Below are 25,993 nucleotides of genomic sequence, written 5' to 3'. Positions count from 1 at the left end.
TTACCTCGTTCCCGCCAACTGGAAGGCATTTTCCAAATCGGCAATCAAATCTTCGCTGTCTTCAATACCCACGGAAATACGCAACAAGCTATCAGTAATACCGGCGGCAGTGCGCGCTTCTGGCGCCATACCGGCATGGGTCATGGTCGCTGCATGGGAGATCAGGCTCTCCACGCCGCCCAAAGACTCCGCCAAGGTAAACAGCTCAAGGGCAGAGAGGAAACGACGCAACACCTGTTCATCACCATCGAACTCAAAACTGAGCATCGCACCAAAACCTGACTGCTGACGGCAAGCAATTTCGTGGCCGGGATGTTGTGGCAGAGAGGGATGATACAGCTTTTTCACCAAAGGCTGCTGCTGTAAATAACGAACAATGTCATCGGCATTACGTTGCTGTTGGGCCATACGTGGTGACAAGGTACGCAAACCGCGCAATAACAGGTAGCTATCAAACGCCGCACCAGTGACGCCAATATTATTTGCCCACCAGGCCAGCTCGACCGCCAGCTCAGGATCTTTGGCAATCACCGCACCGGCCACCACATCTGAGTGACCATTCAGATATTTGGTACAGGAGTGAACTACCAGATCCGCGCCTAAAGCGAGCGGCTGCTGCAAGGCTGGGCTGAGGAAGGTATTGTCGCAAACTGTCAGTGCGCCAACGGCATGGGCGGCTTTGCAGATGGCGGCAATATCCACCACCCGCAGTAGCGGATTGCTTGGTGTTTCAATCAATACCAGCTTAGGTTTTTCAGCCAGGGCGCGGCTCAGGGCCACTTCATCACCCTGATCAACAAACAGCACGCGGTAAGCCCCGCGTTTGCTCAGGCTATCGAATAGACGGTAGCTGCCGCCATAACAGTCGTGCGGCGCGACCAGCAGATCGCCCGGTTTTAGCAATGTGGTGCAAACCAAATGAATCGCCGACATCCCGCTGCTGGTCATTACAGCACCAGCGCCCCCTTCCAGTTCAGCCAAGGCCCGCTGCACCACATCGCGCGTTGGGTTACCGCGACGTGAATAGTCATGTGCGCGTGGCTGATTAAAATCGATAAAATTGTAAGTACTGGAGAGGTGAATCGGGGGGACAACGCAGCCGTATTGCTCGTCATCGTTCAACCCACTACGGACTGCTATTGTTGCCTGTTTACGCGTCATATGGATTTCCACCAGCCGGGATCGAGAAAATGTTACGCCAGAGTAGACGCACAAATTACGGACGTCAATACATCTGGACATCTAAACTTCTTTGCGTATAGATTGAGCAATGGAATAATAACCGCTAAAATTATAGAGGTTTTAGATATCTTAATGATGTCAGTCAGGTTTCGGTGAGGTTTTGTTTACCCGTAAAGATGGCAGAGAAAGGTATCGGCTATTAATAAATGGCGAAAATGATTAAATGAGTGACGTTAGTCTAGTAAAACTGACATTTATTTAGTGAGAACAGCGAAGATCGGGCATAATTGGCCCGTTTTCAGAATTTAGTATTTTTCCGATAAATTTAAGGTGTCCCATGGCTGAGTGGAACGGCGAGTATGTCAGCCCTTACGCTGAACACGGCAAGAAAAGCGAACAGGTCAAAAAAATTACGGTATCCATTCCGCTGAAGGTGTTAAAAATCCTCACCGATGAACGGACCCGCCGTCAGGTGAATAACCTGCGCCACGCCACCAACAGTGAATTGTTGTGTGAGGCTTTTTTGCATGCATTTACTGGCCAGCCGCTGCCGAATGACGAAGATCTGCGTAAAGAGCGCAGTGATGAAATCCCGGAAGCCGCGAAGATTTTAATGCGTGAATTGGGTGTTGATCCCGATACTTGGGAATATTGATTTCCCACAACGACCCTGTTCATCACTGAATGTGAATGGGGGAGTAGAAATGAAAAAAGGCGCCTAAGGCGCCTTTTTCGTCTGACGGGCAGACATTACTTCTTAGCTGCACCTGGCACGCTGAAACGCTTGTTGAAGCGGTCAACACGGCCACCGGTCGCAACATCACGCTGCTTGCCAGTGTAGAACGGGTGGCATTCGCCGCACACGTCCAGATTCAGGTCATGACCAACGGTAGAGTTGATCTTGATAACGTTACCGCAAGAGCAAGAAGCAGTAACTAAATCGTATTTAGGGTGGATACCTTGTTTCATGGAAACCTCTATATTTAGGCCGTGTCGCTATCCAGCCCTGTTCCGCCAGACACCACACGATTGATAACTAACAATCGCTGATAAAGTAACCAACGGTTGTTAACAGGATTTGATATCGAATTATATCAAAGGCGGCGAATCATACAGAATTTGCCAAAGCCGCGCAATCGAATCCGCACATTGTGAAGCATGCGGTGTAAACTGTTCAATCATTTTTTATTCAGGCCAATTTTTTTATTCAGGATGACAACACATGTCCGTTGTTCAAGTGGCTTTACCCGTACCGCTGGCCCGTACCTTTGATTACCGATTAGACCGCGCCATGGCCTGCCCGGTGGTGGGTGCTCGCGTCAGCGTGCCGTTTGGTAAACGCAAAGCCATCGGGATTGTGGTGGGTATCAGTGGTACCAGCGCACTCCCCCTTGATCAACTGAAAGCCGTTGATGCCATTTTGGATGACTGCAGCTTATTCCCGCCCAGCTTGTGGCGCATTCTCTGCTGGGCAACCGACTACTACCACTATCCCATCGGCGAAGTGCTGTTTCATGCCCTGCCTATTCTGTTGCGGCAAGGAAAACCGGCACAATCGGCCCCTTTGTGGCAATGGTTTGCCACCGAGCAGGGCCGCGCAACACCGCCGGACAGCTTAAAACGTGCGCCAAAGCAGCAACAGGCGCTTGCCGCTTTATTGCAAAAACCGGTCTATCGCCACCAAATAAATGAAATGGCATTAACCGAAAGCGCCCTGCAAGCCTTGCGCAGCAAGGGGTTGATTGATCTGCGTTCGCAAGAGGTGGCGACCACCGATTGGCGCCAGGGTTTTGCCGTGCTGGGTGAGCGCCTGCGGCTGAATACCGAGCAGGCCACCGCCGTTGGCGCGATCCGCAGCGAAGATACCCAGTTTGCCGCTTGGTTACTGGCGGGGGTGACGGGTTCCGGTAAAACGGAAGTTTATCTGAGTGTGCTGGAAAATATTCTGGCGCAGGGCCGCCAGGCGCTGGTGTTGGTGCCTGAGATTGGCTTGACCCCGCAGACTATCGCCCGTTTTCGTGAGCGGTTTAGCGCACCGGTTGAGGTGTTACACTCTGGCTTAAACGACAGTGAACGTCTGTCGGTCTGGTTGCGGGCGCGTAATGGTGAAGCCGCGATTGTCATTGGTACGCGCTCTGCGCTGTTTACCCCATTCTCCCGTCTGGGGGTCATTATTATTGATGAGGAGCACGACAGCTCCTATAAGCAGCAGGAGGGCTGGCGCTATCACGCGCGAGATTTAGCAGTATTCCGCGCCCGTGAAGAGGGTATTCCTATCGTGATGGGCACTGCCACCCCCGCGCTGGAAACCTTACATAATGTGCAAATGGGCAAATATCGCCAGCTAACGTTGAGCAAACGAGCCGGTAATGCCAAACCCGCCGCGCAGCACTTGCTTGATCTCAAAGGGTTGCCGCTAAAAGTGGGGCTTTCTCAGCCTCTGCTGAAACGGATGAAGGCCCATTTGGCGGCAGATAATCAGGTGATTTTGTTTCTAAATCGCCGAGGGTATGCACCCGCGTTACTGTGCCATGAGTGTGGCTGGATTGCCGAGTGTCAGCGCTGCGACCACTATTACACCCTGCATCAGAATCACCGCCAGTTGCGTTGCCACCATTGTGACAGTCAGCGGCCAGTGCCTCAGCAATGCCCGAAATGCGGAACCACGCATCTGGTCTCGGTGGGGGTCGGCACTGAACAGCTGGAAAATGAGCTGGCCCCACTGTTCCCCGACACGCCAATCACTCGAATTGACCGTGATACCACCAGCCGCAAAGGCTCGCTGGAGCAGCATCTGGCGGATGTCCATCAGGGCGGTGCGCGTATTTTGATTGGCACGCAAATGTTGGCCAAAGGGCATCACTTCCCTGATGTCACGTTGGTGGCATTGTTAGATGTCGATGGTGCGCTATTCTCCGCCGATTTTCGCTCAGCGGAGCGCTTTGCCCAGCTCTATACGCAGGTGTCAGGCCGCGCCGGGCGTGCCGGTAAGCAGGGTGAAGTCCTTTTACAAACCCATCACCCTGAGCACCCACTGTTACAAATCCTGCTGCAACAGGGCTACGATGCTTTTGCCAAACAGGCACTGGCAGAGCGTAAAAGTGTATTTTTACCGCCCTATACCAGCCATATCATCGTGCGCAGCGAAGATCACGATAATCAGCAGTCAGCACTTTTCCTGCAACAATTGCGCAATTTATTGGAAGCCAGTCCGCTCAAAGATGATGCCCTCTGGATCATGGGGCCAGTACCCGCCTTGCAAGCCAAACGAGGTGGGCGCTTCCGATGGCAACTCTTGCTACAGCACCCCTCAAGGCAATTGCTGCAACGGCTGATTAAAACCTCTCAACCACTAATCAATACATTGCCGCAAGCGCGGAAGGTTAAGTGGACGTTAGACGTCGATCCCATCGATAGCTAATTACCTTTCGTCCTTGACGCCGCAGCGTTGTTAGCCGCTCTCGTTCACCCGAATCACTTACTGATGTAAGCTCATCGGGATTCACTCCTTTGCTGCCTAGCTGCAACGCCAATGACTTTAGGTAATGTCTTTCTTCCTTGACGCCGCAGCGTTGTTAGCTGCTCTCGCTCACCCGAATCACTTACTGATGTAAGCTCATCGGGATTCACTCCTTTGCTGCCTAGCTGCGACGCCAATGATTTTAGGTAATGCCTTTCTTCCTTGACGCCGCAGCGTTGTTAGCTGCTCTCGCTCACCCGAATCACTTACTGGTGTAAGCTCATCGGGATTCACTCATTTGCTGCCTAGCTGCAACGCCAATGATTTTGGGGAATAAAAACTCTTCATTTTATTTGGGGTGAAAATGGGTGATTTGCGGTTTGATCTCTATCTCTAAGCAATCGATTACCCTGCTTTCTGCGAGCCAGTTCGAAAAACCCCACTTATGTCACACTTTTAATGCAAATTAGGTAACAAATTGCCCCCACTATCTGTATAGAATGTCGCAAAGTCTGTATTTAACCGAAACCACACTGCCATGAAAGGATATGAGCGCGGCTAACCGATAACCAGGGTTGACGTGTGACAACTCGTTAATATCCTGAGCCATTGGCCTCGGGATATCTCAAAGCAATTAGTGCTGGCATGGAGCCAGAGCAAGGAGAAAGGCGTTGGAACAGAAGAAAGAGTTCACGGTAGCCACCATGAAAGACGTTGCTGGAATGGCGGGCGTTTCAACAGCGACGGTGTCACGCGCATTGATGAATCCAGAAAAGGTTTCAGCAGTGACTCGACAAAAGGTGGAGCAAGCTGTTCTGGCTGTGGGCTACTCTCCTCACGCTTTATCTCGCAACATTAAACGTAACGAATCGCGCACGATTCTGGTTATCGTACCGGATATCAGCGATCCGTTTTTTGCCGACATTATCCAAGGCATTGAGTTTGCGGCAGCCCAGCAAGACTATCTGATCTTAATTGGCGACTGCGCACAACAAACTCAGCAAGAGCGCACCTTCGTTAACTTAATTATCACCAAGCAGATCGATGGTATGTTGCTGTTAGGCTCTAATCTGCCGTTTGATGCCAGCAAAGAAGAGCAGCGCAATCTGCCGCCAATGGTGATGGCAAACGAGTTCTCACCTGAGCTGGAACTGCCAACGGTGCATATCGATAATCTAACCGCTGCCTATGAAGCAGTGAACTATCTGCATGAATTGGGGCACCAGCGCATTGCCTGTGTGGCGGGGCCAGAGACATTGCCGCTGAGCCATTATCGGCTACAGGGCTATATTCAAGCGCTACGCCGTAATGGTATTGCGGTCGATAGTGACTATATTTTGCGCGGTGACTTCAGTTATGAAGCGGGTGCTGAAACCTTTGCCACTCTGATGGCGCTGCCCAACCCGCCCACAGCAATATTTTGTCACAATGATGTGATGGCGATAGGGGCCATGTGGCAGGCGAAGAGAATGGGGCTAAAGGTGCCGCAGGATGTCTCATTGGTTGGGTTTGATAATCTGAAGCTGTCACAGTATTGCTACCCACCTTTAACCACGGTGGCGCAACCTCGTTATCAAATTGGTCAGCAAGCCATGTTACTATTACTCGAACAGTTACAAGGGCATTCAGTACAAAGTGGCTCCCGCTTGTTAGACACCGAATTAATCATCAGGGAAAGTACTGCTGCGCCTAAAAGCTAGGCAAATATTCAGGGGTTCAGTAACATGACGGACTTATCCCATCATTACGACGCAGCGAAACGATAGTGGCACAGAGAGATTATGTAAGCCGAGGGCGCTCAGGAGCGCGGCGCAAAAGCCCCAGCCGGAAAAAACGCAGTGCTCCAGCAATATCTAAAACCGTGGTGGCGCTGGCCGTCGCGTTATTAGTGGTATTTATTGGTGGTCTCTATTTCATCACCCACAATAAGCCGGGTGAGCTTCCGCTACTGCCCAATCATGACCCTCGTACGGGCAATGGGTTACCACCGAAACCGGAGGAGCGCTGGCGCTACATTAAAGAGCTGGAGAATCGCCAGATTGGCGTACCGACACCCACCGAGCCTTCTGCTGGTGGTGAAGTTAATTCCCAGACTCAACTGACAAATGAGCAGCGGCAATTGCTTGAGCAGATGCAGGCGGATATGCGCCAGCAGCCGACACAGTTGTCCGAGGTGCCTTATAACCAAGGGATATCGGTGCCACGTTCTGCGGTGACTATCACACCGCCGCCGGCCAATATGCAGCCGCCACTAACACAGCCGCGACAAGTGACCACGCCGGTGCAATCGCCAGCGGCGGCACCGTCGGCAAGTCGCGTACAACCGCAGACACAAGTACCGTCGCAGGTCTCTACACCGCCGCGTACCCAGCCTGTAGCACCGGTAACACCGCCGAAGCCGGAAAAAGAGAAAGAAAAAGCGCAACGTTGGATGGTGCAATGTGGTTCATTCAAAGCCATTGATCAGGCTGAATCTATCCGCGCCCAATTGGCATTTGGTGGTATCGAAAGCCGTATTACCGCTGGCGGTGGCTGGAATCGTGTGGTGCTCGGCCCGTACAGCACCAAAGCTGTAGCGGATAAAACCTTGCAGCGTTTGAAAGATGCTGGTCAATCAGGATGCATTCCCCTCGCTGTAGGGGGTTGAAAAGTAGTAATCCTCCCCCATTTATAATCTCAATATACCCCATACTGTTTTTCTGAAAGACAGTATGGGGGTCCATTCAGTCTGCAACGAGGGTTCGCTCGTGACAACAATTGTAAGTGTTCGCCGTAATGGTCATGTTGTTATCGGTGGTGATGGCCAGGTCACCCTGGGCAATACCGTAATGAAAGGTAATGCTAAAAAAGTCCGCCGTCTTTATAACAATAAAGTCATAGCGGGTTTTGCGGGGGGAACCGCTGATGCTTTTACGCTGTTTGAACTGTTTGAGCGTAAACTAGAGATGCACCAGGGCCATCTGACGAAAGCGGCGGTTGAGTTAGCCAAAGACTGGCGTACAGACCGTATGCTACGCAAGCTCGAGGCTCTGCTGGCTGTTGCTGATGAAACCGCCTCACTCATCATTACCGGTAATGGCGATGTTGTTCAGCCTGAAGATGATCTGATTGCTATCGGTTCCGGCGGGCCTTATGCCCAGTCTGCGGCACGTGCGCTGCTAGATAATACCGAATTAGGTGCGCGGGATATTGTTGAGAAATCACTGAGCATTGCGGGGGATATCTGTATCTATACCAACCGCTTCCAAACTATTGAAGAATTAACGTACTAGGTATTTGTAACCTACAGAGTAATTCGTACCAGGCGTTATTAACGAACAAAGCGTAAGGATAGAGTGACATGTCTGAAATGACCCCACGTGAGATTGTCAGCGAACTTGATAGCTACATTATCGGCCAAGATAAAGCCAAACGTGCAGTGGCCATTGCCCTGCGTAACCGCTGGCGTCGTATGCAGCTCAACGAAGAGTTGCGTCACGAAGTTACCCCTAAAAATATTCTGATGATCGGCCCAACCGGTGTAGGTAAAACTGAAATTGCCCGCCGTCTGGCAAAACTGGCCAATGCGCCGTTCATTAAAGTTGAAGCCACCAAGTTCACCGAAGTTGGCTATGTTGGTAAGGAAGTGGACTCGATTATCCGCGATCTGACTGATGCGGCGGTAAAAATGGTTCGTCATCAATCCATTGAGAAAATGCGCTATCGAGCGGAAGAGTTAGCCGAAGAGCGCATTCTGGACGTGCTCATCCCTCCGGCCAAAAATAACTGGGGCCAGCCGGATGAGACTCAAGAGCCATCCGCAACCCGCCAAGCTTTCCGCAAAAAACTGCGTGAAGGTCAGTTAGATGACAAAGAGATTGAAATTGATCTGGCGGCCTCGCCGATGGGGGTTGAAATTATGGCACCTCCGGGCATGGAGGAGATGACCAATCAGCTGCAATCGATGTTCCAGAATATCGCTGGTCAGAAACAAAAACCACGCAAAATCAAAATCAAAGACGCATTCAAACTGCTGATTGAGGAAGAGGGCGCGAAGCTGGTTAACCCGGAAGAGCTGAAACAGCAGGCAATTGATGCGGTGGAGCAACACGGGATCGTGTTCATCGATGAAATCGATAAAATCTGTAAGCGCGGCCAGACGTCAGGCCCCGATGTGTCCCGCGAAGGGGTACAGCGTGACTTGCTGCCACTGGTGGAAGGTTGTACTGTTTCAACCAAGCACGGCATGGTAAAAACTGACCATATTCTGTTTATTGCCTCCGGTGCGTTTCAGGTCTCCAGCCCGTCAGATCTTATCCCGGAATTGCAAGGTCGCTTGCCAATCCGCGTAGAATTGCAGGCGCTGACCACGGATGATTTCGAGCGCATTTTGACTGAGCCGAGTGCCTCGTTAACCGAGCAGTACAAAGCATTAATGGCGACCGAGGGTGTGACCGTTGAGTTTACCCGCGAAGGTATCCGCAAAATTGCTGAAGCGGCATGGCAGGTTAACGAACGCACCGAGAATATCGGCGCACGTCGTTTGCATACCGTGTTGGAGCGTTTGATGGAGGATATCTCCTATGACGCTAGCGAAAGTCATGGTCAATCCATCACCATTGATGCTGCATATGTCGGTAAGCATCTGGATGAACTGGTCGCAGATGAAGATCTAAGTCGTTTTATCCTATAATTCGCTTTATAGCCCTATGCTGGATAAAATGGTCCGCCGTTAGATATCGAGTGGGAGGCATCGCCTCCCACTCTTGTTTTTGATGACATTATTTCTGACGATATTACTCTTGGCAGACATGAATCTTTTTAACGCGCCAATATGGGCGGACCAGACTCCTATAAAATGAAGCGAAAAATGAGCCTATCAACCAATAGCAGCCAAACTCAGGCTTGGCTGGAAAGCCTACGGCCACGAACCCTACCTCTGGCTTTTGCCTCTATCGTCACTGGCTCAGCACTGGCTGTCTGGCTCGATAGTTTTAAACCCGCCGTCGCTTTACTCGCCTTGTTAACTGCTGGCCTGCTGCAAATTCTGTCCAATCTGGCCAATGATTACGGCGATGCGATTAAAGGCAGTGATACCGAGGAGCGTATCGGGCCGTTACGCGGTATGCAGAAAGGGATGATTACCCGCCATCAGATGAAGGCCGCACTGATTATCACCGTAACCCTGACGGTCATTTCCGGTATCTCACTCATCGCCATCGCTTGTGAAAAGCCCAGTGACGTTTTAGGTTTCTTATTGCTCGGGCTGATGGCTATTGTGGCTGCCATTACCTACACCGTGGGTACTAAACCCTATGGTTATATGGGGCTGGGCGATATTTCAGTATTAGTGTTTTTCGGCTGGCTGAGTGTCGCCGGGACTTACTACCTTCAGGCCGGGCACTTTGATAGCATTGTCATGCTGCCAGCCACCGCCTGTGGTCTACTGGCGACCGCCGTACTAAATATCAATAATTTGCGCGATATCGAAAATGACAGAGCGAATGGCAAAAATACGCTCGCAGTGCGATTAGGGCCGGTTGTCGCACGTTATTATCATGCTCTATTGATCGCCGCCGCGATCTTCTGCCTGGCGCTGTTTAGCACTCTGAATTTGCATAGCTGGGCGGGATGGATCTTTATTCTGGCCGTTCCATTGCTGGTTAAACATGCTCTGTTTGTCCTGCGCGAGCCAACGGCGGCGGGCATGAGGCCAATGCTCGAACATATGGTAAAAGCCGCACTACTGACCAATATCCTGTTTGCTGTCGGCTTAGTATTCAGTTAATCCCGTGTCTCTCTTTGTCCGAGCGGGCTGGCGCGAAGGTCGGCTCGGATAAATTTAACAATTGATGATTTTGCCAACAGTAGCCAGAAAGGGATATACTTAGCATCCCAGCCGCAACCAGACGTTAATCCTATGAAATATGATACTTCCGATCTCTGCGATATCTATCACGAAGAGGTAAATGTGGTAGAACCACTGTTCTCCAATTTTGGCGGACGTACTTCATTTGGTGGCAAGATTACTACTGTAAAATGTTTCGAAGATAACGGCTTGTTGTTTGACCTGCTTGAAGAGAATGGTCTGGGCCGTGTCCTGGTCGTCGATGGCGGTGGCTCGGTGCGCCGTGCATTAGTCAATGCTGAACTTGCTGATTTAGCGTTGAGAAACGAGTGGGAAGGGATTGTCGTTTACGGTGCCGTCCGTCAGGTTGATGAACTGGCTGAGTTGGATATCGGTATTCAGGCCATGGCCGCTATCCCTGTCGGTGCCGCCGATGAAGGTATTGGCGAGAGTGATATCCGCGTTAACTTTGGCGGTGTAACCTTCTTCTCCGGTGACCATTTGTATGCTGACAACACCGGTATTATTCTGTCAGAAGAACCCTTGGATATTGAATAACACTCCACGTATCTCTCAGCGAAAAACATAAAAAAGGGCGATATCGATATCGCCCTTTTGCTTTCCTGCCACTTCAAGCAGGAAGAGTTTGTGCAAGCCAGTCAGTACTCAGACTTCTTCCATCTTTCCCAGCAGCGCCCGCAGACGATCCTGCCAGACGTGCTGCTCTTGCTTTAGTTGCTCATTTTCACGCACTAAGGCTTCACGACCACCCGCTACATCCTGAACTTCTTGGGACAGGGTGTTATTTTTCTCTTTCAGCTCTTCAATTTCCATCTGCAATAAAGTGATGGTATCAATCGCCTGCTGAACTTTAACTTCCAATTTCTCAAATACTTCAAATGACATTCTTCGGTCCCCTTCTGGTAGCAAGGCGTACAACTTTTAGTCGCAGTCATCATTCTTCACCGAAGTTACCCTATGCACGACATAACCCGTATCGACTAAAGCAACCCTCGGTAGATGAAACTGCTGTGAATACTTATCGCGCTATATATTCATCGAACGAGTGTAACAAGCGCTATGTTCTAACGCGTTCCTTCATAAAGGCAACGCAGCTTGATAAAAACGATGCTCTTGATAAACCGATTGTATGTAGCCAGTCTCCCCCTGTCTAGCGCCATACGGGCACAAACCACACTCTGTAGCAATTTCGTATAAGTATAAATCAGTAAAAACTGAAAGACGGCGGTGAGCTATCCTGTAAAACTCTACATTCTCTTAACAAGCAGGGAGAAAACCACTGGTCTGATCACACTTTTAAAGTCCCTTAACAGCCATGAATAACGCGAAATCGCTCATTTTTATGACGCACCACACACATTTTGATTTCGCTATTTCTCGTTTGTGCTCGTTAACGATAAATTTACATCACTCCCTTCGCGGTCCGAAGGGCAAAAATAAGAAATACCCTATAAATCTCTGTCTGTAGGACATCTACTATGAGCCAAACCGCTAGTTCGACCTTGAAGGGCCAGTGTATCGCAGAGTTCCTCGGTACCGGTCTGCTAATCTTTTTTGGTGTAGGTTGTGTTGCTGCGTTGAAGTTGGCCGGCGCCAGTTTCGGGCAATGGGAAATTAGTATCATTTGGGGCCTGGGTGTTGCCATGGCCATCTATTTAACAGCAGCAATCTCAGGTGCACACCTTAATCCGGCAGTAACCATCGCACTGTGGTTATTCGCCTGCTTTGATCGCCGTAAAGTTATCCCTTACATTGTGGCGCAGGTTGCCGGCGCATTTTGCGCTGCCGCATTAGTGTACGGCCTGTACTACAACCTGTTCGTCGATTTTGAACAGACCCATCAAATGGTTCGCGGCAGCGCTGAGAGCCTAAATCTGGCGGGTATCTTCTCCACCTATCCAAACCCGCACATTTCTGTTTTCCAGGCTTTCCTGGTTGAAACCGTGATTACCGCCATTCTGATGTGCCTGATTTTGGCGCTGACTGACGATGGTAACGGTATTCCACGTGGCCCACTGGCTCCTCTGCTGATTGGTATACTGATAGCCGTTATCGGTGCATCAATGGGGCCATTGACCGGTTTCGCATTAAACCCTGCACGTGACTTTGGTCCAAAAGCTTTCGCTTATCTGGCAGGTTGGGGCGAAATTGCCTTCACTGGCGGGCGTGATATTCCTTACTTCCTGGTGCCAATCTTCGGGCCAATTGTCGGTGCATTGCTTGGTGCATTTGGTTATCGCGCGCTGATTGGCCGCCACTTGCCATGTGATGTGTGTGCAATCGATGAAGAAGAAACTACGGTCACCGCCACAGAACGCAAAGCATAAATAATAGATAATGCTATAAACGGCAACTTAAAATGTGAGCTTATTATGACAACTGAAAATACGACTCAAAAAAAATATATTGTTGCGCTTGATCAAGGGACCACCAGCTCCAGAGCAGTGGTGCTGGATCATGATGCTAATATCGTGAGTGTGTCTCAGCGCGAATTCACCCAAATTTACCCGAAAGCGGGTTGGGTTGAGCATGACCCCATGGAGATCTGGGCAACCCAGAGTTCCACGCTGGTTGAAGTGCTGGCGAAAGCCGGTATCAGTTCTGATGAGATAGCCGGTATCGGCATCACCAACCAACGTGAAACCACCATTGTTTGGGATAAAGCGACCGGTAAACCGGTGTATAACGCCATTGTTTGGCAATGTCGCCGTACTGCCGATATCTGCGAAAAATTGAAAAAAGAGGGGCTGGAAGAGTACATCCGCCACAACACCGGCTTGGTGGTTGACCCTTACTTCTCCGGCACGAAAGTGAAATGGATCCTCGATAACGTGGAGGGCGCGCGTGACCGTGCTGAGCGTGGCGAGCTGCTGTTTGGTACCGTGGATACCTGGCTGGTGTGGAACATGACACAGGGCCGTGTACACGTTACGGATTACACCAACGCATCACGTACCATGATGTTTAATATCCGCACCAAAGAGTGGGATGAACGTATGCTGGCGGCGCTGAACATTCCACGCGCTATGCTGCCTGAAGTTCGCCCCTCCTCCGAAGTTTACGGCCAAACCAACATTGGTGGTAAGGGCGGGACGCGTATCCCAATCGCTGGGATCGCCGGTGATCAACAAGCGGCTCTGTTCGGCCAGCTTTGTGTGCAACCAGGCATGGCGAAAAACACCTACGGCACTGGCTGCTTCCTGCTGATGAACACCGGTGAAGAAGCGGTTCAGTCTAATCATGGCCTGTTGACCACTATCGCCTGTGGCCCACGTGGTGAAGTTAACTATGCACTGGAAGGCGCAGTGTTTATTGGTGGCGCATCTATCCAATGGCTGCGTGATGAGCTGAAACTGATCAGTGATGCCACCGACTCCGAATACTTCGCGACTAAAGTGAAAGACAGCAACGGCGTGTATGTGGTGCCTGCTTTCACTGGCTTGGGCGCCCCTTATTGGGACCCGTATGCCCGTGGTGCGATTTTCGGTCTGACCCGTGGCGTTAACAGTAACCACATTATCCGCGCAACACTTGAGTCAATCGCTTACCAAACTCGCGATGTACTGGATGCGATGCAAGCGGATTCCGGCGCACGCCTGAAATCACTGCGTGTCGATGGTGGCGCAGTGGCGAACAACTTCCTGATGCAGTTCCAGGCCGATATTCTGGGCACACGTGTTGAGCGCCCGGCAGTGCGCGAAAGTACTGCGCTGGGTGCGGCATTCCTGGCGGGTCTGGCAACGGGCTTCTGGAATGATCTGGATGAAGTGAAGAGCAAGGCAACGATTGAGCGCGAATTCCGCCCAGGGATTGAAACCACTGAGCGTGATTTCCGCTACAAAGGCTGGAAGAAAGCGGTGGCCCGTGCTCAGGCATGGGAAGAGCACGAAGAGTAACAGTCTGCCTGTTTTACGCTGAACGTGTTTTTGTTATCAACGCGCTATCGCCCCCCGATAGCGCGTTTTTTTATGCGCTCACGGCGCCACCACTAACCCCTCTACGACTTCAAGGGCGAAGGGTGATAGAATTCCCGCCCATACACAACTCCTCCATTTCGCAATCAACAGGTCTAACCATGAAACGTGAATTAGCCATCGAGTTCTCCCGTGTTACCGAAGCTGCCGCGCTGGCAGGTTATAAGTGGCTGGGTCGGGGCGATAAAAATGCTGCTGACGGCGCTGCTGTACGGGCTATGCGCATTATGCTCAATCAGGTCAATATTGATGGGCAGATTGTTATCGGTGAAGGCGAAATCGATGAAGCACCGATGCTGTTTATTGGTGAACATGTCGGTACGGGTCAAGGGGATGCTGTTGATATCGCGGTTGACCCCATTGAGGGCACGCGCATGACCGCCATGGGGCAGGCCAATGCATTGGCGGTGCTGGCCGTCGGCGATAAAGGCACATTTTTACATGCGCCGGATATGTATATGGAAAAGCTGGTGGTTGGCCCTGCCGCGAAAGGCGCTATCGACCTTAACCTGTCACTGGAACAAAACCTGCGCAATGTGGCCAATAAGCTGAATAAGCCATTGGTCGATTTAACCGTGATCACGCTAGCCAAACCGCGTCATGACGGCATCATCGCTGAAATGCAGCAACTTGGCGTCAAAGTATTCGCCATTCCTGATGGCGACGTGGCAGCCTCCATTTTGACCTGTATGCCAGAAAGCGAAGTGGATGTGATGTACTGCATCGGCGGTGCACCTGAAGGGGTGATTTCTGCTGCGGTGATCCGTGCATTGGATGGTGATATGCAAGGCCGTTTGTTGCCGCGTCATCAAGTGAAGGGGGATAACGAAGACAATCGCCGAATCGGTGAGCAAGAGCTGGTGCGCTGTAAATCCATGGGTATCGAAGCGGGTAAGGTTCTGCTACTGGGGGACATGGCGCGCAATGACAACGTCATTTTCTCCGCCACCGGGATTACCAAAGGTGATCTGCTGGAGGGGATTTATCGCAAAGGGAATATGGCTACCACTGAAACACTGTTGATCCGTGGTAAATCTCGCACTATTCGCCGCATCCGCTCAACCCATTTCCTGGATCGCAAAGACCCGTCATTGCACGAATTCTTACTGTAATCCGGCTCATAAATTTTCAGTGAAAAAACGGGTGCTGCATTCGGCACCCGTTTTTGTCTCAGTATTTCAATCGGTTAAACGCGATGCTCTTGTGGTTGCATCCGATGGGATAGCGGCCACCAGCAGAGCAAAATCAGAATCGCCATGGCGAACATCAGCAACCCCAAACTGAACTGCCCCGTTTGCGGTAGCATGGCGGACAGCCACGTCGCCAGCCCTGATCCCACATTCTGTAGCCCGCCGACCAAGGCCCCCGCAGCTCCCGCCAGATAAGGGAACGGCTCCATCGCGCCGGTGGTGGCCAGTGGGAATAACATCCCCGCCCCAAAGAAGAATAGTGCCGCCGGTATCACTAAGGTCCAGATATTCATTACACCAAACCAGCCGGGGATCCACATCATCAGCCCTGCCAACAGGCAGCTGATAACGGAATGCCACATCAGACTGTGGAAGGTTTTGCCGTCGCGACCGGCATACCATGCGCCAAAAAATGCCGCTGGAATTGGTAGGATGAATAGAATACTGACGGTCACGCCACTCAGCCCAAGCACGCCGCCCATCAACACGCCCGCGCTGGCCTCAAAGACGGCAATCCCAGCCAATGCACCAATCAGCATCACCAGATAACAGCTAAAGGCGCTATCAGAGAGCAACAGGCGGAAGCTGGCTAACATTCGCCGTTTTTCGGTTTGCTGCGGGCGGGTTTCTGGCAGCCAGCGGAACATACAAAATGCGACACCGCCGCATAAAAGCAGCAGAAATGCGTAGCAGGCGCGCCAGCCAAACAGACTCGCCAGCACCCCACCAATCACTGGCGCCATCAGCGGGCTGACCAAAATCCCCATGTTTAACATGCTGTTGGCGTAACGTAAGGCGGTGCCGGAATAGAGGTCGCGCGGCATGGTTCGCGCCATCACACCTGCGACACCGGTCCCCATGCCTTGCAAAGCGCTAGCGGCCACCAGCATGGTCAGACTACCGGCCAACCACGCCCCCAATGCGCCTAACATAAAAATCATCATGCCCACCAGAATCACGGGGCGACGGCCAATCCGGTCGGAGAGGGGGCCATAAATCAGCTGTGAGAAGCCATAGGTCAGCAAATAGGCCGCCATGACACGCTGTACCACACCGGTACGCACGGATAAATCACGGGCGATATCCGCGATAACCGGCACATAGATCGTTTGCGCCATCTGACCCACGGCAACCAGCAGGATCAACATGACTAACAGGTGAAAATTCTCTATTTTTTTCATTATCTTAATGCGTTAATTAGCCGTAATACGTGCCGTTTATGGCGGCACACCTCACTATCGGCGCATAAGCTAACAAATTTGAATTTTTTAGCGAGTCAGCACGACATATTGCCAAATGGACGACTGGCAGATAAATCCACCACTCACGTAAACTAAAGTGTCCAAATTCACCGTGGTGGCGTGAATCTGCTAAGTAAAACAGCGCGATAACATTTAATCGATAATACTTTTTAGCCAGATCCCCTAAAATATCCCCTGCGCTTTTGGCATTACTTCTAATGGGAATCATAACGATGGCTGAATGGGTTAGTGGCAAAATTACTCACGTCGAGCACTGGACAGACGCGCTGTTCAGTATTCGGGTCAATGCGCCCGTCGATCCCTTTACCGCCGGTCAATTTGCCAAGCTGGCATTAGATATTAATGGCGAGCGGGTACAGCGGGCCTACTCTTACGTCAATGCACCGAGTGACGACAATCTGGAGTTCTATCTGGTCACTGTGCCGGAAGGAAAGCTCAGCCCACGACTGGACCAACTGGCGGTGGGCGGCGAAGTGATGGTGACCAAGCAGGCCGCGGGCTTCTTCGTGCTAGAAGAGATACCGGATTGCGATACCTTATGGATGTTGGCAACCGGCACCGCCATTGGCCCCTATCTCTCTATCTTGCAGGAGGGGCGCGATCTAGAGCGTTTCAAGCATGTGGTGCTAGTCCATGCGGCACGTTTTGCCCGTGATCTCAGCTACTTGCCACTGATGCAACAGCTGGAGCAGCGCTATAACGGCAAGCTGCGTATCCAGACAGTGGTGAGTCGCGAGCGATCTCCCGGTTCGTTGACGGGCAGGGTGCCAGCATTGATTGAAAATGGCTCACTGGAAGCGGCGGTTGGCTTAAACATTGATGCGAAGGATAGTCATGTGATGCTGTGTGGTAACCCGCAAATGGTGCGAGATACCCAGCAATTGCTGAAAGAACAACGTGATATGCGTAAACACTTGCGCCGTAAACCGGGGCATATGACCAGCGAGCAGTATTGGTAAGCATTGATGAGGCAGATATTGGCGGTCGGTGGGCACCAATTACCTGCCCACTGACCTAACCATCGAACTCACAGATGAAAGTCTGGCCGCTAACACTAGCCGGTATTGCGCATCCCCGCCGCGACACCGGCGATGGTCACCATCAATGCCTGCTCAACACGGGCATCAGGGTGCTCTTGCTGGCGCGACCGATGCAACAGCTCCGCTTGCAGAACGTTCAGCGGGTCGGTGTAGACGTTACGTAACGCGATAGACTCCGCAATCCACGGCAAATCAGCCATCAAGTGATCATCGTTGGCAATTGCCAACACCACTTTAATGTCCGCTTCCAACTGATCGCGTAGTTGCTGACCCAGCGGCCACAAGGATTTATCCACCAGGCGCTGATCGTAATACTCTGCCAACCACAAATCGGCTTTGGCGAACACCATCTCCAGCATACCTATGCGGGTTGAGAAGAACGGCCAGTCACGGCACATGGTCGCGAGCGCATCGCGCTTACCGGCATCAATCGCTTTCTGTAAACCGGCACCGGCACCCAGCCAGGCGGGCAGCATCAGACGGTTTTGTGTCCAGGCGAAGATCCATGGTATTGCACGTAAGCTCTCAACACCGCCATTCGGGCGACGTTTGGCCGGGCGTGAACCCAATGGCAGCTTGCCTAATTCCAGCTCTGGCGTGGCTGAGCGGAAGTAAGGGACGAACTCTGGATTTTCGCGCACATAGCCGCGATACATATCGCAGGATGCGTTCGACAAAATATCCATCACCTCAATCCACTCACTCTTCGGTTCCGGCGGTGGCAGCAGATTGGCTTCCAAAATTGCACCGGCGTACAGTGCCAGACTGCTGATGGTGACTTCCGGCAGACCAAACTTAAAGCGGATCATCTCGCCTTGCTCAGTCACCCGTAAGCCGCCTTTCAGGCTGCCCGGAGGCTGAGAGAGTAGCGCGGCGTGAGCGGGCGCACCACCGCGGCCGATAGAGCCGCCACGGCCATGGAATAGCGTCAGTGAGATCCCCGCTTTCTCGCAGGTTTTGATCAATGAATCCTGAGCACGATATTGCGCCCAAGATGCCGCCATCACACCGGCATCTTTCGCCGAGTCAGAATAGCCAATCATCACCATCTGCTTGCCTTGGATCAGGCCGCGATACCAGTCGATGTTCAACAGCTGAGTCATCACGTCGTCAGCGTTGTTCAGGTCATCAAGGGTTTCGAACAGCGGAGCCACCGGCAGGGTGAACGGGCAACCCGCTTCTTTCAGCAGCAAATGTACCGCCAACACATCTGATGGCACTTTCGCCATGGAGATAACATAGGCAGCGATTGAGCCTTCTGGTGCTTCGGCAATCACCCGACAGGTCTCCAGCACTTCCTGGGTGTCGGCGCTCGGTTCCCATTTCAGCGGGACTAGTGGGCGCTTAGAGTTCAATTCGCGGATCAGGAAAGCTTGCTTGTCAGCTTCAGACCAGCTCTCATAATCGCCGAGGCCCAGATAGCGGGTTAACTCCGCAATGGCATCGGTGTGGCGGGTGCTTTCCTGGCGCACATCGATGCGCACCAATGGCACGCCAAAGCAGCGGACACGGCGCAGGGTATCCAGCAATTGACCGTTAGCGATAATCTCCATGCCGCAGGCTTTCAGCGATTGATAGCAGGCGTAGAGTGGATCCCACAGTTGATCATTACTGACCAGCAAATCAGTCGGCGGCAAGACACGCTCGCCTTTCAGGCGTTTTTCCAGATAGGTTTGGGTATTGGTCAACTGAGTACGGACGCGCTTCATCAGCTCGCGATAAGGTTCCGGCACCTCGTCGCCACCAGCCAGCTCACGCAGTTCTGGGGTGCACTCCGACATTGACAGCTCTGACACCAGCACCTGGATATCACGCAGGAACAGATCGGTGGCCTTCCAGCGGCTCAGCAGCAGCACATGGCGGGTGATTTCAGCGGTCACATTCGGGTTACCGTCGCGGTCGCCGCCCATCCATGACGTGAAGCGAATCGGCACGGCTTCGACCGGCAAACGGTAATCGAGTGAGTTCTGCAACTGCTCGTTAAATTCACGCAAGAAAGCGGGTACACCTTCCCATAGGCTGTTTTCAACCACCGCAAAACCCCATTTGGCTTCATCCACTGGGGAGGGGCGAATTTTGCGAATTTCGTCGGTATGCCATGATTGTGCAACCAACTGCCGCAAACGACGCATGATCTTGTTGCGTTCGTAATCGGCTAAATCATTGTGATCCAACTGGCTCAGGCAGGTATTCACTTCCACCAGTTTATGGATCAAAGTACGGCGAGTTATTTCGGTTGGGTGAGCGGTCAACACCAGCTCAATAGACAACTCATCAACCGCGCTGCGCATATCTTTTTCGCTCAGCTTCTTGTCTTTCAAGCGGGTGAATAGCTGGGCCAGGGCTTCCGGGTTACTTGCCGCTTCACCGTGTGGCGAAATACTGTGATATTGCTCCGCCGTATTGGTCAAATTGAGGAATTGGCTAAAAGCACGGGCTACCGGCAGTAACTCGTCGTTGGACAGATTTTGCAGCGTCGTCAGCAGTTCCTGACGGCTCGCCTCATTACCAGCACGCGAAGATTTAGATAATTTACGGATGGTTTCTACCCGATCAAGAATGTGCTCGCCGAGCGCTTCCTTGATGGTCTCCCCGAGTAGTTTGCCGAGCATACTGACGTTACTTCGCATTGCGGAATATTGTTCGTTCATATGACCCCTGACCCATATCCCCTTCGCCCTTGACGCCGCAGGGTTGTTAGCGACGTTTACTCACCCGAATCACTGACCAGTGTCAGCTCATCGGGATTCGTTCACTTGCTGCCTACCTGCAACGCCAATGACTTTGGGTATAAACTTTTATGGTTTCTTTTTGTAAATTAGTTTCATCCAAAAGGCAGAGATGGACAAATCCACTCGCCACGTTCAATTCCATACCCCAATTGACACTATTTTCAGCAAAAAAACATCAATTTTAGGGATATTTCTGAAATTTAATTACCAAGGCTAGGTTATCAGTTTGGCTTATCACCGATATTGATCCGCCTACCCCATAGTGGTTATCTCTGTTGGCAGAAATGGTCAACTAATTGGCCAATCAGCTCGCGAGTTGGCTCGATAAAGGCCATATCAATAAACTCATCCGGCTGGTGGGCCTGATTGATGGAACCTGGCCCCAGCACTAATGTTGGGCAAATTTGCTGGATAAATGGCGCTTCAGTGCAGTAGTTCACCACCGCCGTGCGCTCACCCAACAATTTTTCGATAACCCCCACCATATGGTGATCTGTTGGGCATTCATAGCCAGGAATCGGCAGATGCAGCTCATCAATGCTTAGGCGGCCCGGCCAGCGTTGGCTTACCGGCGCTAGCGCTTCGGTCATCAACTCATCCAGATCACTTAATGTCAGACCCGGCAACGGGCGGATATCCATATGTAATTCACAGCAAGCACAGATACGGTTTGCTGCATCACCACCATTGATATGACCGAAATTCATCGTCGGATAAGGGATGGTGAACGCCGGATTGTGATAACGCTCTTGCAGGGTGGTGCGCAGCTTCATTAGCTCGGTAATGGATTCATGCATCAAATCAATGGCATTGACGCCACGCGCTGGATCACTGGAGTGACCGGACTGGCCGGTAATGCGGATGGCGCTGGAAATATGCCCTTTGTGCGCCCGCACCGGTTGCAGTGAGGTTGGTTCGCCAATAATGGCAAAGTCAGGGCGCAACTGGATGGAGGCGGCAAAGTAGCGCGCGCCTGCCATGGTGGTCTCTTCATCGGCGGTCGCCAGAATATAGAGCGGTTTACTCAGCTGGCTGGCATCGATATCACGTACCGCATCCAGAATAAAGGCAAAAAAGCCTTTCATATCGGCAGTGCCCAAACCATATAACTTGTTGTCGTGCTCCGTCAGCGTGAAGGGATCACGGGTCCAACGCCCCTCATCGTAAGGTACGGTATCGGTATGACCGGCGAGCAGTAATCCGCCATTACCTTCGCCGCTACTTTTTTCACCAATAGAGGCAAGCAGGTTAAATTTGTGGCGTGTATCGGGCACTGGTTGGATTTCGATACGAAAACCCAAATCAGCAAACCATCCGGCCAGCAAGTTGATTAACGCCTCATTGCTTTGATCGAGGGCGCTATCGGTCGCGCTGATCGATGGCGTGGCGATTAATGCCCGATACAGCTCAATAAATGGAGGTAATTTCATCTTCACTGTTGACAGCCTTTGGTTAGGATAGTATCAATATTCATGCAATAATTATGAATAAAAATACATTAAGCTTAAGCGTAAGGGAACCTAAAAAGACCCTTAAATTTACGAAAATGTCAATGCTCAATCACCTGGGGAACAGTAAAACCTTGCTGATCACCCAAATGCCGGTTTTGACTACTTATGTCTTTATACCCGATTAAATTTTATACCCAAAGTACTTGATGTGGCAGGTTGCGGGCGAGCGAGTCCTGCGGCCACTTCAAGTCAGAAGGGCAAGGTGAACTGAACCCATGCTAAATACGCTAATTGTTGGTGCCAGCGGCTATGCCGGAGCGGAGCTTACGGCTTACCTCAATCGTCACCCACATATGAACATAACCGCTTTAGCGGTTTCAGCGCAAAGTGCAGATGCAGGAAAATTACTTTCTGAGCTGCATCCGCAACTGAAAGGCATCATTGATCTTCCGCTGCAACCCTTGGTGGATGTGGCTCAGGCGGCAAAAGGTGTTGATGTGGTGTTCCTCGCCACCGCCCATGAAGTCAGCCATGATTTGGCACCGCAATTTTTAGCCGCGGGCTGCGTGGTGTTTGATCTCTCTGGTGCATACCGGGTTCAGGACGCCGCGTTTTACACTCAATATTACGGTTTTGAACATCAGCACGCTGATTGGTTGGACAAAGCGGTATATGGGCTGGCTGAATGGCAGGCCGAAGAGATCAAACAGGCGCAATTGATTGCCGTCCCAGGCTGCTATCCAACCGCTTCACAATTGGCACTAAAGCCGCTGGTTGATGGCGGTTTGTTGAATGAAGCTCAATGGCCGGTGATTAACGCGGTAAGTGGCGTCAGCGGTGCAGGGCGTAAAGCCAGCATTGGCAACAGTTTTTGCGAAGTGAGCTTGCAGCCATACGGCTTGTTTAACCATCGTCATCAGCCTGAGATTGTCGCTCACCTCGGTACACCGGTGATTTTCACCCCGCACTTGGGGAACTTCGCGCGCGGCATTTTGGCGACCATCACTTGCCGCCTGAAAGTCGGTGTCACGGCAGAAGATATCGCCGAGGCGTACCACAATGCGTATCAAGATAAACCGCTGGTGCGGTTATATCAGCAAGGCGTACCGGCACTAAAAGCTGTGGTCGGCCTGCCTTTCTGTGATATTGGTTTCTCGGTGCAGGGCGAGCATTTAATCATTGTCGCGACAGAAGATAACCTGCTGAAAGGCGCGGCGGCGCAGGCGGTACAATGCATGAATATCCGTTTTGGCTTTGTGGAAACCCAGTCCCTATTGTGAGTCACCAGGGGGCGGTAACCGAGCCAGAGTGGGCAGAAACAGATACTTTATCCAATTATATTGAGGCGAAACATGATGAACCCGTTGGTCATTAAATTAGGTGGCGTGTTGCTAGACAGCGAAGAAGCGCTGGAACGCCTGTTTACTGCATTAGTGACCTATCGTGAGAAGCATGAGCGCCCGCTTGTGATTATGCACGGTGGTGGCTGTCTGGTAGATGAGCTGATGAAAAAACTGGCACTGCCGGTGGTGAAGAAAAACGGCCTGCGTGTTACTCCGGCTGACCAGATTGATATTATCACTGGCGCATTGGCAGGCACCGCCAACAAAACGTTGCTCTCCTGGGCGGTAAAACACCAGATAAATGCTGTTGGTCTCTGTCTGGGTGATGGCAATACGGTTTCGGTTACACCGCTGGATGCCGAACTGGGGCATGTGGGTAAAGCGCAGCCTGGCTCACCGGCCTTGGTGCAAACCTTGTTGGCAGCGGATTACATGCCAATCATCAGCTCAATTGGTATTACCGTAGACGGCAAACTGATGAATGTGAATGCCGATCAGGCTGCAACCGCCCTGGCGGCGACACTGGGGGCGGATCTGATTTTGCTGTCTGATGTGAGCGGCATTCTGGATGGCAAAGGCCAGCGAATTGCTGAAATGACGGCACAGAAAGCCGAGCAATTAATTGCTCAAGGCATTATTACTGATGGCATGATTGTCAAAGTGAATGCTGCGCTGGATGCCGCGCGTTCACTGGGCCGCCCGGTGGATATCGCCAGCTGGCGTCATGCTGATCAACTGCCAGCGCTGTTTAACGGCGTGCCAATTGGTACACGTATTCTCGCGTAACAGGCTATTATAAATTTCTATATCAAAACGATTTTTTCAGAACTTAGGGAAGCAAGATTATGGCATTGTGGGGCGGACGGTTTAGTCAGGCAGCAGATCAGCGTTTTAAGCAGTTCAATGACTCCCTGCGGTTTGATTACCGACTGGCAGAGCAGGATATTATAGGTTCTGTTGCCTGGTCGAAAGCACTGGTCACGGTTGGTGTCTTAACAGCCGCCGAGCAGCAACAACTTGAGCAGGCACTCTCTGTTTTATTGGAAGAGGTGCAGGCCGATCCACAGGCCATTTTAGCCAGTGATGCGGAAGATATTCACAGTTGGGTAGAAACCAAACTGATTGATAAAGTGGGCGATTTAGGCAAAAAATTGCACACTGGGCGTAGCCGTAATGATCAGGTCGCGACTGATCTAAAATTGTGGTGCAAATTCCAAATAACTGAATTAAAAACTGCGGTGCAGCAGCTACAGCAAGCACTGGTTATCACCGCTGAAGCCAATCAGGATGCGGTGATGCCGGGTTATACCCACTTGCAACGCGCCCAACCGGTGACCTTCGCACACTGGTGTCTGGCCTACGTTGAAATGCTGGCTCGTGATGAAAGCCGCCTGCAAGATACCCTAAATCGCCTGGATGTCAGCCCATTAGGCAGTGGCGCATTGGCGGGTACGGCGTATGCCATTGACCGCGAACAGCTGGCGGGCTGGTTAGGTTTTGCCTCTGCGACCCGCAACAGTCTCGATAGTGTGTCTGACCGTGACCATGTGCTGGAACTACTCTCCGATGCCAGCATCGGCATGGTGCATCTGTCGCGTTTTGCAGAAGATCTCATCTTCTTCAACAGTGGCGAAGCGGCGTTTGTCGATTTATCTGATCGCGTGACCTCCGGCTCCTCTCTGATGCCACAAAAGAAAAACCCGGATGCATTAGAATTAATCCGTGGTAAGTGTGGCCGAGTCCAGGGCGCATTGACCGGGATGATGATGACGCTCAAAGGCTTGCCTCTGGCTTATAACAAAGATATGCAGGAAGACAAAGAAGGGCTGTTTGATGCGCTGGATACCTGGCTCGACTGCCTGCATATGGCCGCGCTGGTCTTGGATGGTATTCAGGTAAAACGCCCGCGTTGCAAAGAAGCCGCTGAACAGGGCTATGCCAACGCCACTGAATTAGCAGATTATTTGGTCGCCAAGGGGGTGCCTTTCCGCGAAGCGCACCATATTGTCGGCGAAGCGGTGGTTGAGGCGATTCGTCAGGGCAAAGCATTAGAGGCATTATCACTCAGTGACTTGCAGAAGTTCAGTGCAGTGATTGGCGACGATGTGTACCCGATTCTGGCGCTGCAATCCTGCCTGGATAAGCGTGTCGCCAAAGGTGGAGTTTCACCACAGCAAGTGGCTACCGCTATTGCCGAGGCTAAAACCCGCCTGTTTTAGTTCGCTGAGTATTAATATCGGAAATGGGTCACTTTTATAGTGGCCCATTTTTTATGGTAGAAGCTAAATGGTATTTTTGCCTTCAGTTGACCCGCTATATTCAGAAAAAATTAATAAACGTTACAGCAACACTTATTTATAGATCATTTAAACTTTCTATAAAGCCAATATTCTCAGCCACATAATTTTTTATTTTTGAATGCCATTGAGTTTATACCCTCAAATGATTATGATAATCATTATCAAATGGTGGCGCTATAGGAAAACCTATACTAGCATTAAGGAATTAGAG

21 protein-coding genes are annotated in these 25,993 nt (G+C 51.4%); 15 read left to right on the top strand and 6 right to left on the bottom strand.

All coding sequences use genetic code 11. From position 1 onward, the window contains the following. Positions 1–1,161 (bottom strand): cystathionine gamma-synthase, encoded by a 1,161-nt coding sequence (gene metB / locus FFE93_RS20625; RefSeq protein ID WP_032899072.1) that lies wholly within the window; start codon positions 1,159–1,161, stop codon positions 1–3. A gap of 358 nt (positions 1,162–1,519) precedes the next feature. On the opposite strand from metB, the gene metJ reads away from it, so the two are divergent. After that, a complete protein-coding gene (gene metJ, locus FFE93_RS20620) occupies positions 1,520–1,837 on the top strand; it encodes a met regulon transcriptional regulator MetJ (RefSeq protein ID WP_004392248.1) in 318 nt (105 codons plus the stop codon). Between the two features lie 95 nt (positions 1,838–1,932). On the opposite strand, the gene rpmE is transcribed toward metJ, so the two are convergent. Further along, positions 1,933–2,151 carry a 50S ribosomal protein L31 gene (gene rpmE / locus FFE93_RS20615; protein ID WP_004876115.1) on the bottom strand — a complete coding sequence of 73 codons (219 nt, stop codon included), beginning with the start codon at positions 2,149–2,151 and terminating at the stop codon, positions 1,933–1,935. 253 nt (positions 2,152–2,404) lie between these two features. Here rpmE and priA point away from each other — a divergent pair, with 253 nt between their 5' ends. From priA to rraA, 7 genes are all read left to right on the top strand, one after another. After that, positions 2,405–4,603 carry a primosomal protein N' gene (gene priA, locus FFE93_RS20605; protein WP_049602939.1) on the top strand — a complete coding sequence of 733 codons (2,199 nt, stop codon included), beginning with the start codon at positions 2,405–2,407 and terminating at the stop codon, positions 4,601–4,603. Positions 4,604–5,313: 710 nt separating this feature from the next. After that, the gene (cytR, locus tag FFE93_RS20600) at positions 5,314–6,342 is read left to right on the top strand and encodes a DNA-binding transcriptional regulator CytR (RefSeq protein ID WP_005279162.1); all 1,029 of its coding nucleotides are present in this window, start codon (positions 5,314–5,316) and stop codon (positions 6,340–6,342) included. 65 nt (positions 6,343–6,407) lie between these two features. Next, positions 6,408–7,289 carry a cell division protein FtsN gene (ftsN, locus tag FFE93_RS20595; protein ID WP_057648839.1) on the top strand — a complete coding sequence of 294 codons (882 nt, stop codon included), beginning with the start codon at positions 6,408–6,410 and terminating at the stop codon, positions 7,287–7,289. Positions 7,290–7,389: 100 nt separating this feature from the next. Beyond that, entirely contained in the window at positions 7,390–7,914 is a 525-nt protein-coding gene (gene hslV / locus FFE93_RS20590) for an ATP-dependent protease subunit HslV (protein WP_005279166.1), read from the top strand. 68 nt (positions 7,915–7,982) lie between these two features. Further along, entirely contained in the window at positions 7,983–9,314 is a 1,332-nt protein-coding gene (hslU, locus tag FFE93_RS20585; RefSeq protein ID WP_004876122.1) for an HslU--HslV peptidase ATPase subunit, read from the top strand. A 177-nt stretch (positions 9,315–9,491) separates the two neighbouring features. Further along, entirely contained in the window at positions 9,492–10,409 is a 918-nt protein-coding gene (locus FFE93_RS20580; RefSeq protein WP_005279168.1) for a 1,4-dihydroxy-2-naphthoate polyprenyltransferase, read from the top strand. A 132-nt stretch (positions 10,410–10,541) separates the two neighbouring features. Further along, positions 10,542–11,027 carry a ribonuclease E activity regulator RraA gene (rraA, locus tag FFE93_RS20575; protein ID WP_005279170.1) on the top strand — a complete coding sequence of 162 codons (486 nt, stop codon included), beginning with the start codon at positions 10,542–10,544 and terminating at the stop codon, positions 11,025–11,027. Between the two features lie 108 nt (positions 11,028–11,135). On the opposite strand, the gene zapB is transcribed toward rraA, so the two are convergent. After that, complete coding sequence (gene zapB, locus FFE93_RS20570) at positions 11,136–11,375, bottom strand: cell division protein ZapB (protein WP_004876124.1); 240 nt, start codon at positions 11,373–11,375, stop codon at positions 11,136–11,138. A 593-nt stretch (positions 11,376–11,968) separates the two neighbouring features. Between zapB and FFE93_RS20560 the strand changes: the two genes are divergently transcribed. From FFE93_RS20560 to glpX, 3 genes are all read left to right on the top strand, one after another. Next, positions 11,969–12,817, top strand: coding sequence for an MIP/aquaporin family protein (locus FFE93_RS20560; RefSeq protein ID WP_005279172.1), 849 nt, complete (start codon positions 11,969–11,971; stop codon positions 12,815–12,817). Between the two features lie 45 nt (positions 12,818–12,862). After that, a complete protein-coding gene (gene glpK / locus FFE93_RS20555; RefSeq protein ID WP_005279174.1) occupies positions 12,863–14,386 on the top strand; it encodes a glycerol kinase GlpK in 1,524 nt (507 codons plus the stop codon). A 179-nt stretch (positions 14,387–14,565) separates the two neighbouring features. After that, complete coding sequence (glpX, locus tag FFE93_RS20550; protein WP_005279175.1) at positions 14,566–15,576, top strand: class II fructose-bisphosphatase; 1,011 nt, start codon at positions 14,566–14,568, stop codon at positions 15,574–15,576. 74 nt (positions 15,577–15,650) lie between these two features. On the opposite strand, the gene emrD is transcribed toward glpX, so the two are convergent. Then, positions 15,651–16,835, bottom strand: a complete 1,185-nt coding sequence (emrD, locus tag FFE93_RS20545; protein WP_005279177.1) for a multidrug efflux MFS transporter EmrD — start codon at positions 16,833–16,835, stop codon at positions 15,651–15,653. A gap of 293 nt (positions 16,836–17,128) precedes the next feature. Here emrD and fpr point away from each other — a divergent pair, with 293 nt between their 5' ends. Beyond that, positions 17,129–17,875 carry a ferredoxin--NADP(+) reductase gene (gene fpr, locus FFE93_RS20540; protein ID WP_005279183.1) on the top strand — a complete coding sequence of 249 codons (747 nt, stop codon included), beginning with the start codon at positions 17,129–17,131 and terminating at the stop codon, positions 17,873–17,875. Positions 17,876–17,970: 95 nt separating this feature from the next. Here fpr and ppc read toward each other — a convergent pair whose 3' ends face one another. Together ppc and argE are read right to left on the bottom strand one after the other, a co-directional pair. Then, complete coding sequence (ppc, locus tag FFE93_RS20535) at positions 17,971–20,607, bottom strand: phosphoenolpyruvate carboxylase (protein ID WP_057648846.1); 2,637 nt, start codon at positions 20,605–20,607, stop codon at positions 17,971–17,973. Between the two features lie 347 nt (positions 20,608–20,954). Further along, the gene (gene argE, locus FFE93_RS20530; protein ID WP_186367683.1) at positions 20,955–22,118 is read right to left on the bottom strand and encodes an acetylornithine deacetylase; all 1,164 of its coding nucleotides are present in this window, start codon (positions 22,116–22,118) and stop codon (positions 20,955–20,957) included. 296 nt (positions 22,119–22,414) lie between these two features. Here argE and argC point away from each other — a divergent pair, with 296 nt between their 5' ends. The 3 genes from argC (at position 22,415) to argH (ending at position 25,701) form a co-directional block, all read left to right on the top strand. Then, positions 22,415–23,419 carry an N-acetyl-gamma-glutamyl-phosphate reductase gene (gene argC, locus FFE93_RS20525; protein WP_049602942.1) on the top strand — a complete coding sequence of 335 codons (1,005 nt, stop codon included), beginning with the start codon at positions 22,415–22,417 and terminating at the stop codon, positions 23,417–23,419. Positions 23,420–23,494: 75 nt separating this feature from the next. Then, positions 23,495–24,268 carry an acetylglutamate kinase gene (argB, locus tag FFE93_RS20520; RefSeq protein WP_032898701.1) on the top strand — a complete coding sequence of 258 codons (774 nt, stop codon included), beginning with the start codon at positions 23,495–23,497 and terminating at the stop codon, positions 24,266–24,268. A 59-nt stretch (positions 24,269–24,327) separates the two neighbouring features. Beyond that, positions 24,328–25,701, top strand: coding sequence for an argininosuccinate lyase (gene argH, locus FFE93_RS20515; RefSeq protein WP_005278241.1), 1,374 nt, complete (start codon positions 24,328–24,330; stop codon positions 25,699–25,701). The last annotated feature ends 292 nt before the right edge of the window (positions 25,702–25,993 follow it).

Origin of the sequence: Yersinia sp. KBS0713, from assembly GCF_005937895.2 — a bacterium.
Classification (GTDB): domain Bacteria; phylum Pseudomonadota; class Gammaproteobacteria; order Enterobacterales; family Enterobacteriaceae; genus Yersinia; species Yersinia bercovieri.
Note: the sequence above shows the minus strand (reverse complement) of the source record. Positions and strands in the feature narration are given on the sequence as shown.

Excerpts from the sequence above, each read along its gene's own strand:
- metB (WP_032899072.1), bottom strand. The coding sequence starts at position 1,161 with ATGACGCGTAAACAGGCAACAATAGCAGTCCGTAGTGGGTTGAACGAT.
- metJ (WP_004392248.1), top strand. The coding sequence starts at position 1,520 with ATGGCTGAGTGGAACGGCGAGTATGTCAGCCCTTACGCTGAACACGGC.
- rpmE (WP_004876115.1), bottom strand. The coding sequence starts at position 2,151 with ATGAAACAAGGTATCCACCCTAAATACGATTTAGTTACTGCTTCTTGC.
- priA (WP_049602939.1), top strand. The coding sequence starts at position 2,405 with ATGTCCGTTGTTCAAGTGGCTTTACCCGTACCGCTGGCCCGTACCTTT.
- hslU (WP_004876122.1), top strand. The coding sequence starts at position 7,983 with ATGTCTGAAATGACCCCACGTGAGATTGTCAGCGAACTTGATAGCTAC.
- FFE93_RS20580 (WP_005279168.1), top strand. The coding sequence starts at position 9,492 with ATGAGCCTATCAACCAATAGCAGCCAAACTCAGGCTTGGCTGGAAAGC.
- rraA (WP_005279170.1), top strand. The coding sequence starts at position 10,542 with ATGAAATATGATACTTCCGATCTCTGCGATATCTATCACGAAGAGGTA.
- zapB (WP_004876124.1), bottom strand. The coding sequence starts at position 11,375 with ATGTCATTTGAAGTATTTGAGAAATTGGAAGTTAAAGTTCAGCAGGCG.
- FFE93_RS20560 (WP_005279172.1), top strand. The coding sequence starts at position 11,969 with ATGAGCCAAACCGCTAGTTCGACCTTGAAGGGCCAGTGTATCGCAGAG.
- glpK (WP_005279174.1), top strand. The coding sequence starts at position 12,863 with ATGACAACTGAAAATACGACTCAAAAAAAATATATTGTTGCGCTTGAT.
- glpX (WP_005279175.1), top strand. The coding sequence starts at position 14,566 with ATGAAACGTGAATTAGCCATCGAGTTCTCCCGTGTTACCGAAGCTGCC.
- emrD (WP_005279177.1), bottom strand. The coding sequence starts at position 16,835 with ATGAAAAAAATAGAGAATTTTCACCTGTTAGTCATGTTGATCCTGCTG.
- fpr (WP_005279183.1), top strand. The coding sequence starts at position 17,129 with ATGGCTGAATGGGTTAGTGGCAAAATTACTCACGTCGAGCACTGGACA.
- ppc (WP_057648846.1), bottom strand. The coding sequence starts at position 20,607 with ATGAACGAACAATATTCCGCAATGCGAAGTAACGTCAGTATGCTCGGC.
- argE (WP_186367683.1), bottom strand. The coding sequence starts at position 22,118 with ATGAAATTACCTCCATTTATTGAGCTGTATCGGGCATTAATCGCCACG.
- argC (WP_049602942.1), top strand. The coding sequence starts at position 22,415 with ATGCTAAATACGCTAATTGTTGGTGCCAGCGGCTATGCCGGAGCGGAG.
- argB (WP_032898701.1), top strand. The coding sequence starts at position 23,495 with ATGAACCCGTTGGTCATTAAATTAGGTGGCGTGTTGCTAGACAGCGAA.
- argH (WP_005278241.1), top strand. The coding sequence starts at position 24,328 with ATGGCATTGTGGGGCGGACGGTTTAGTCAGGCAGCAGATCAGCGTTTT.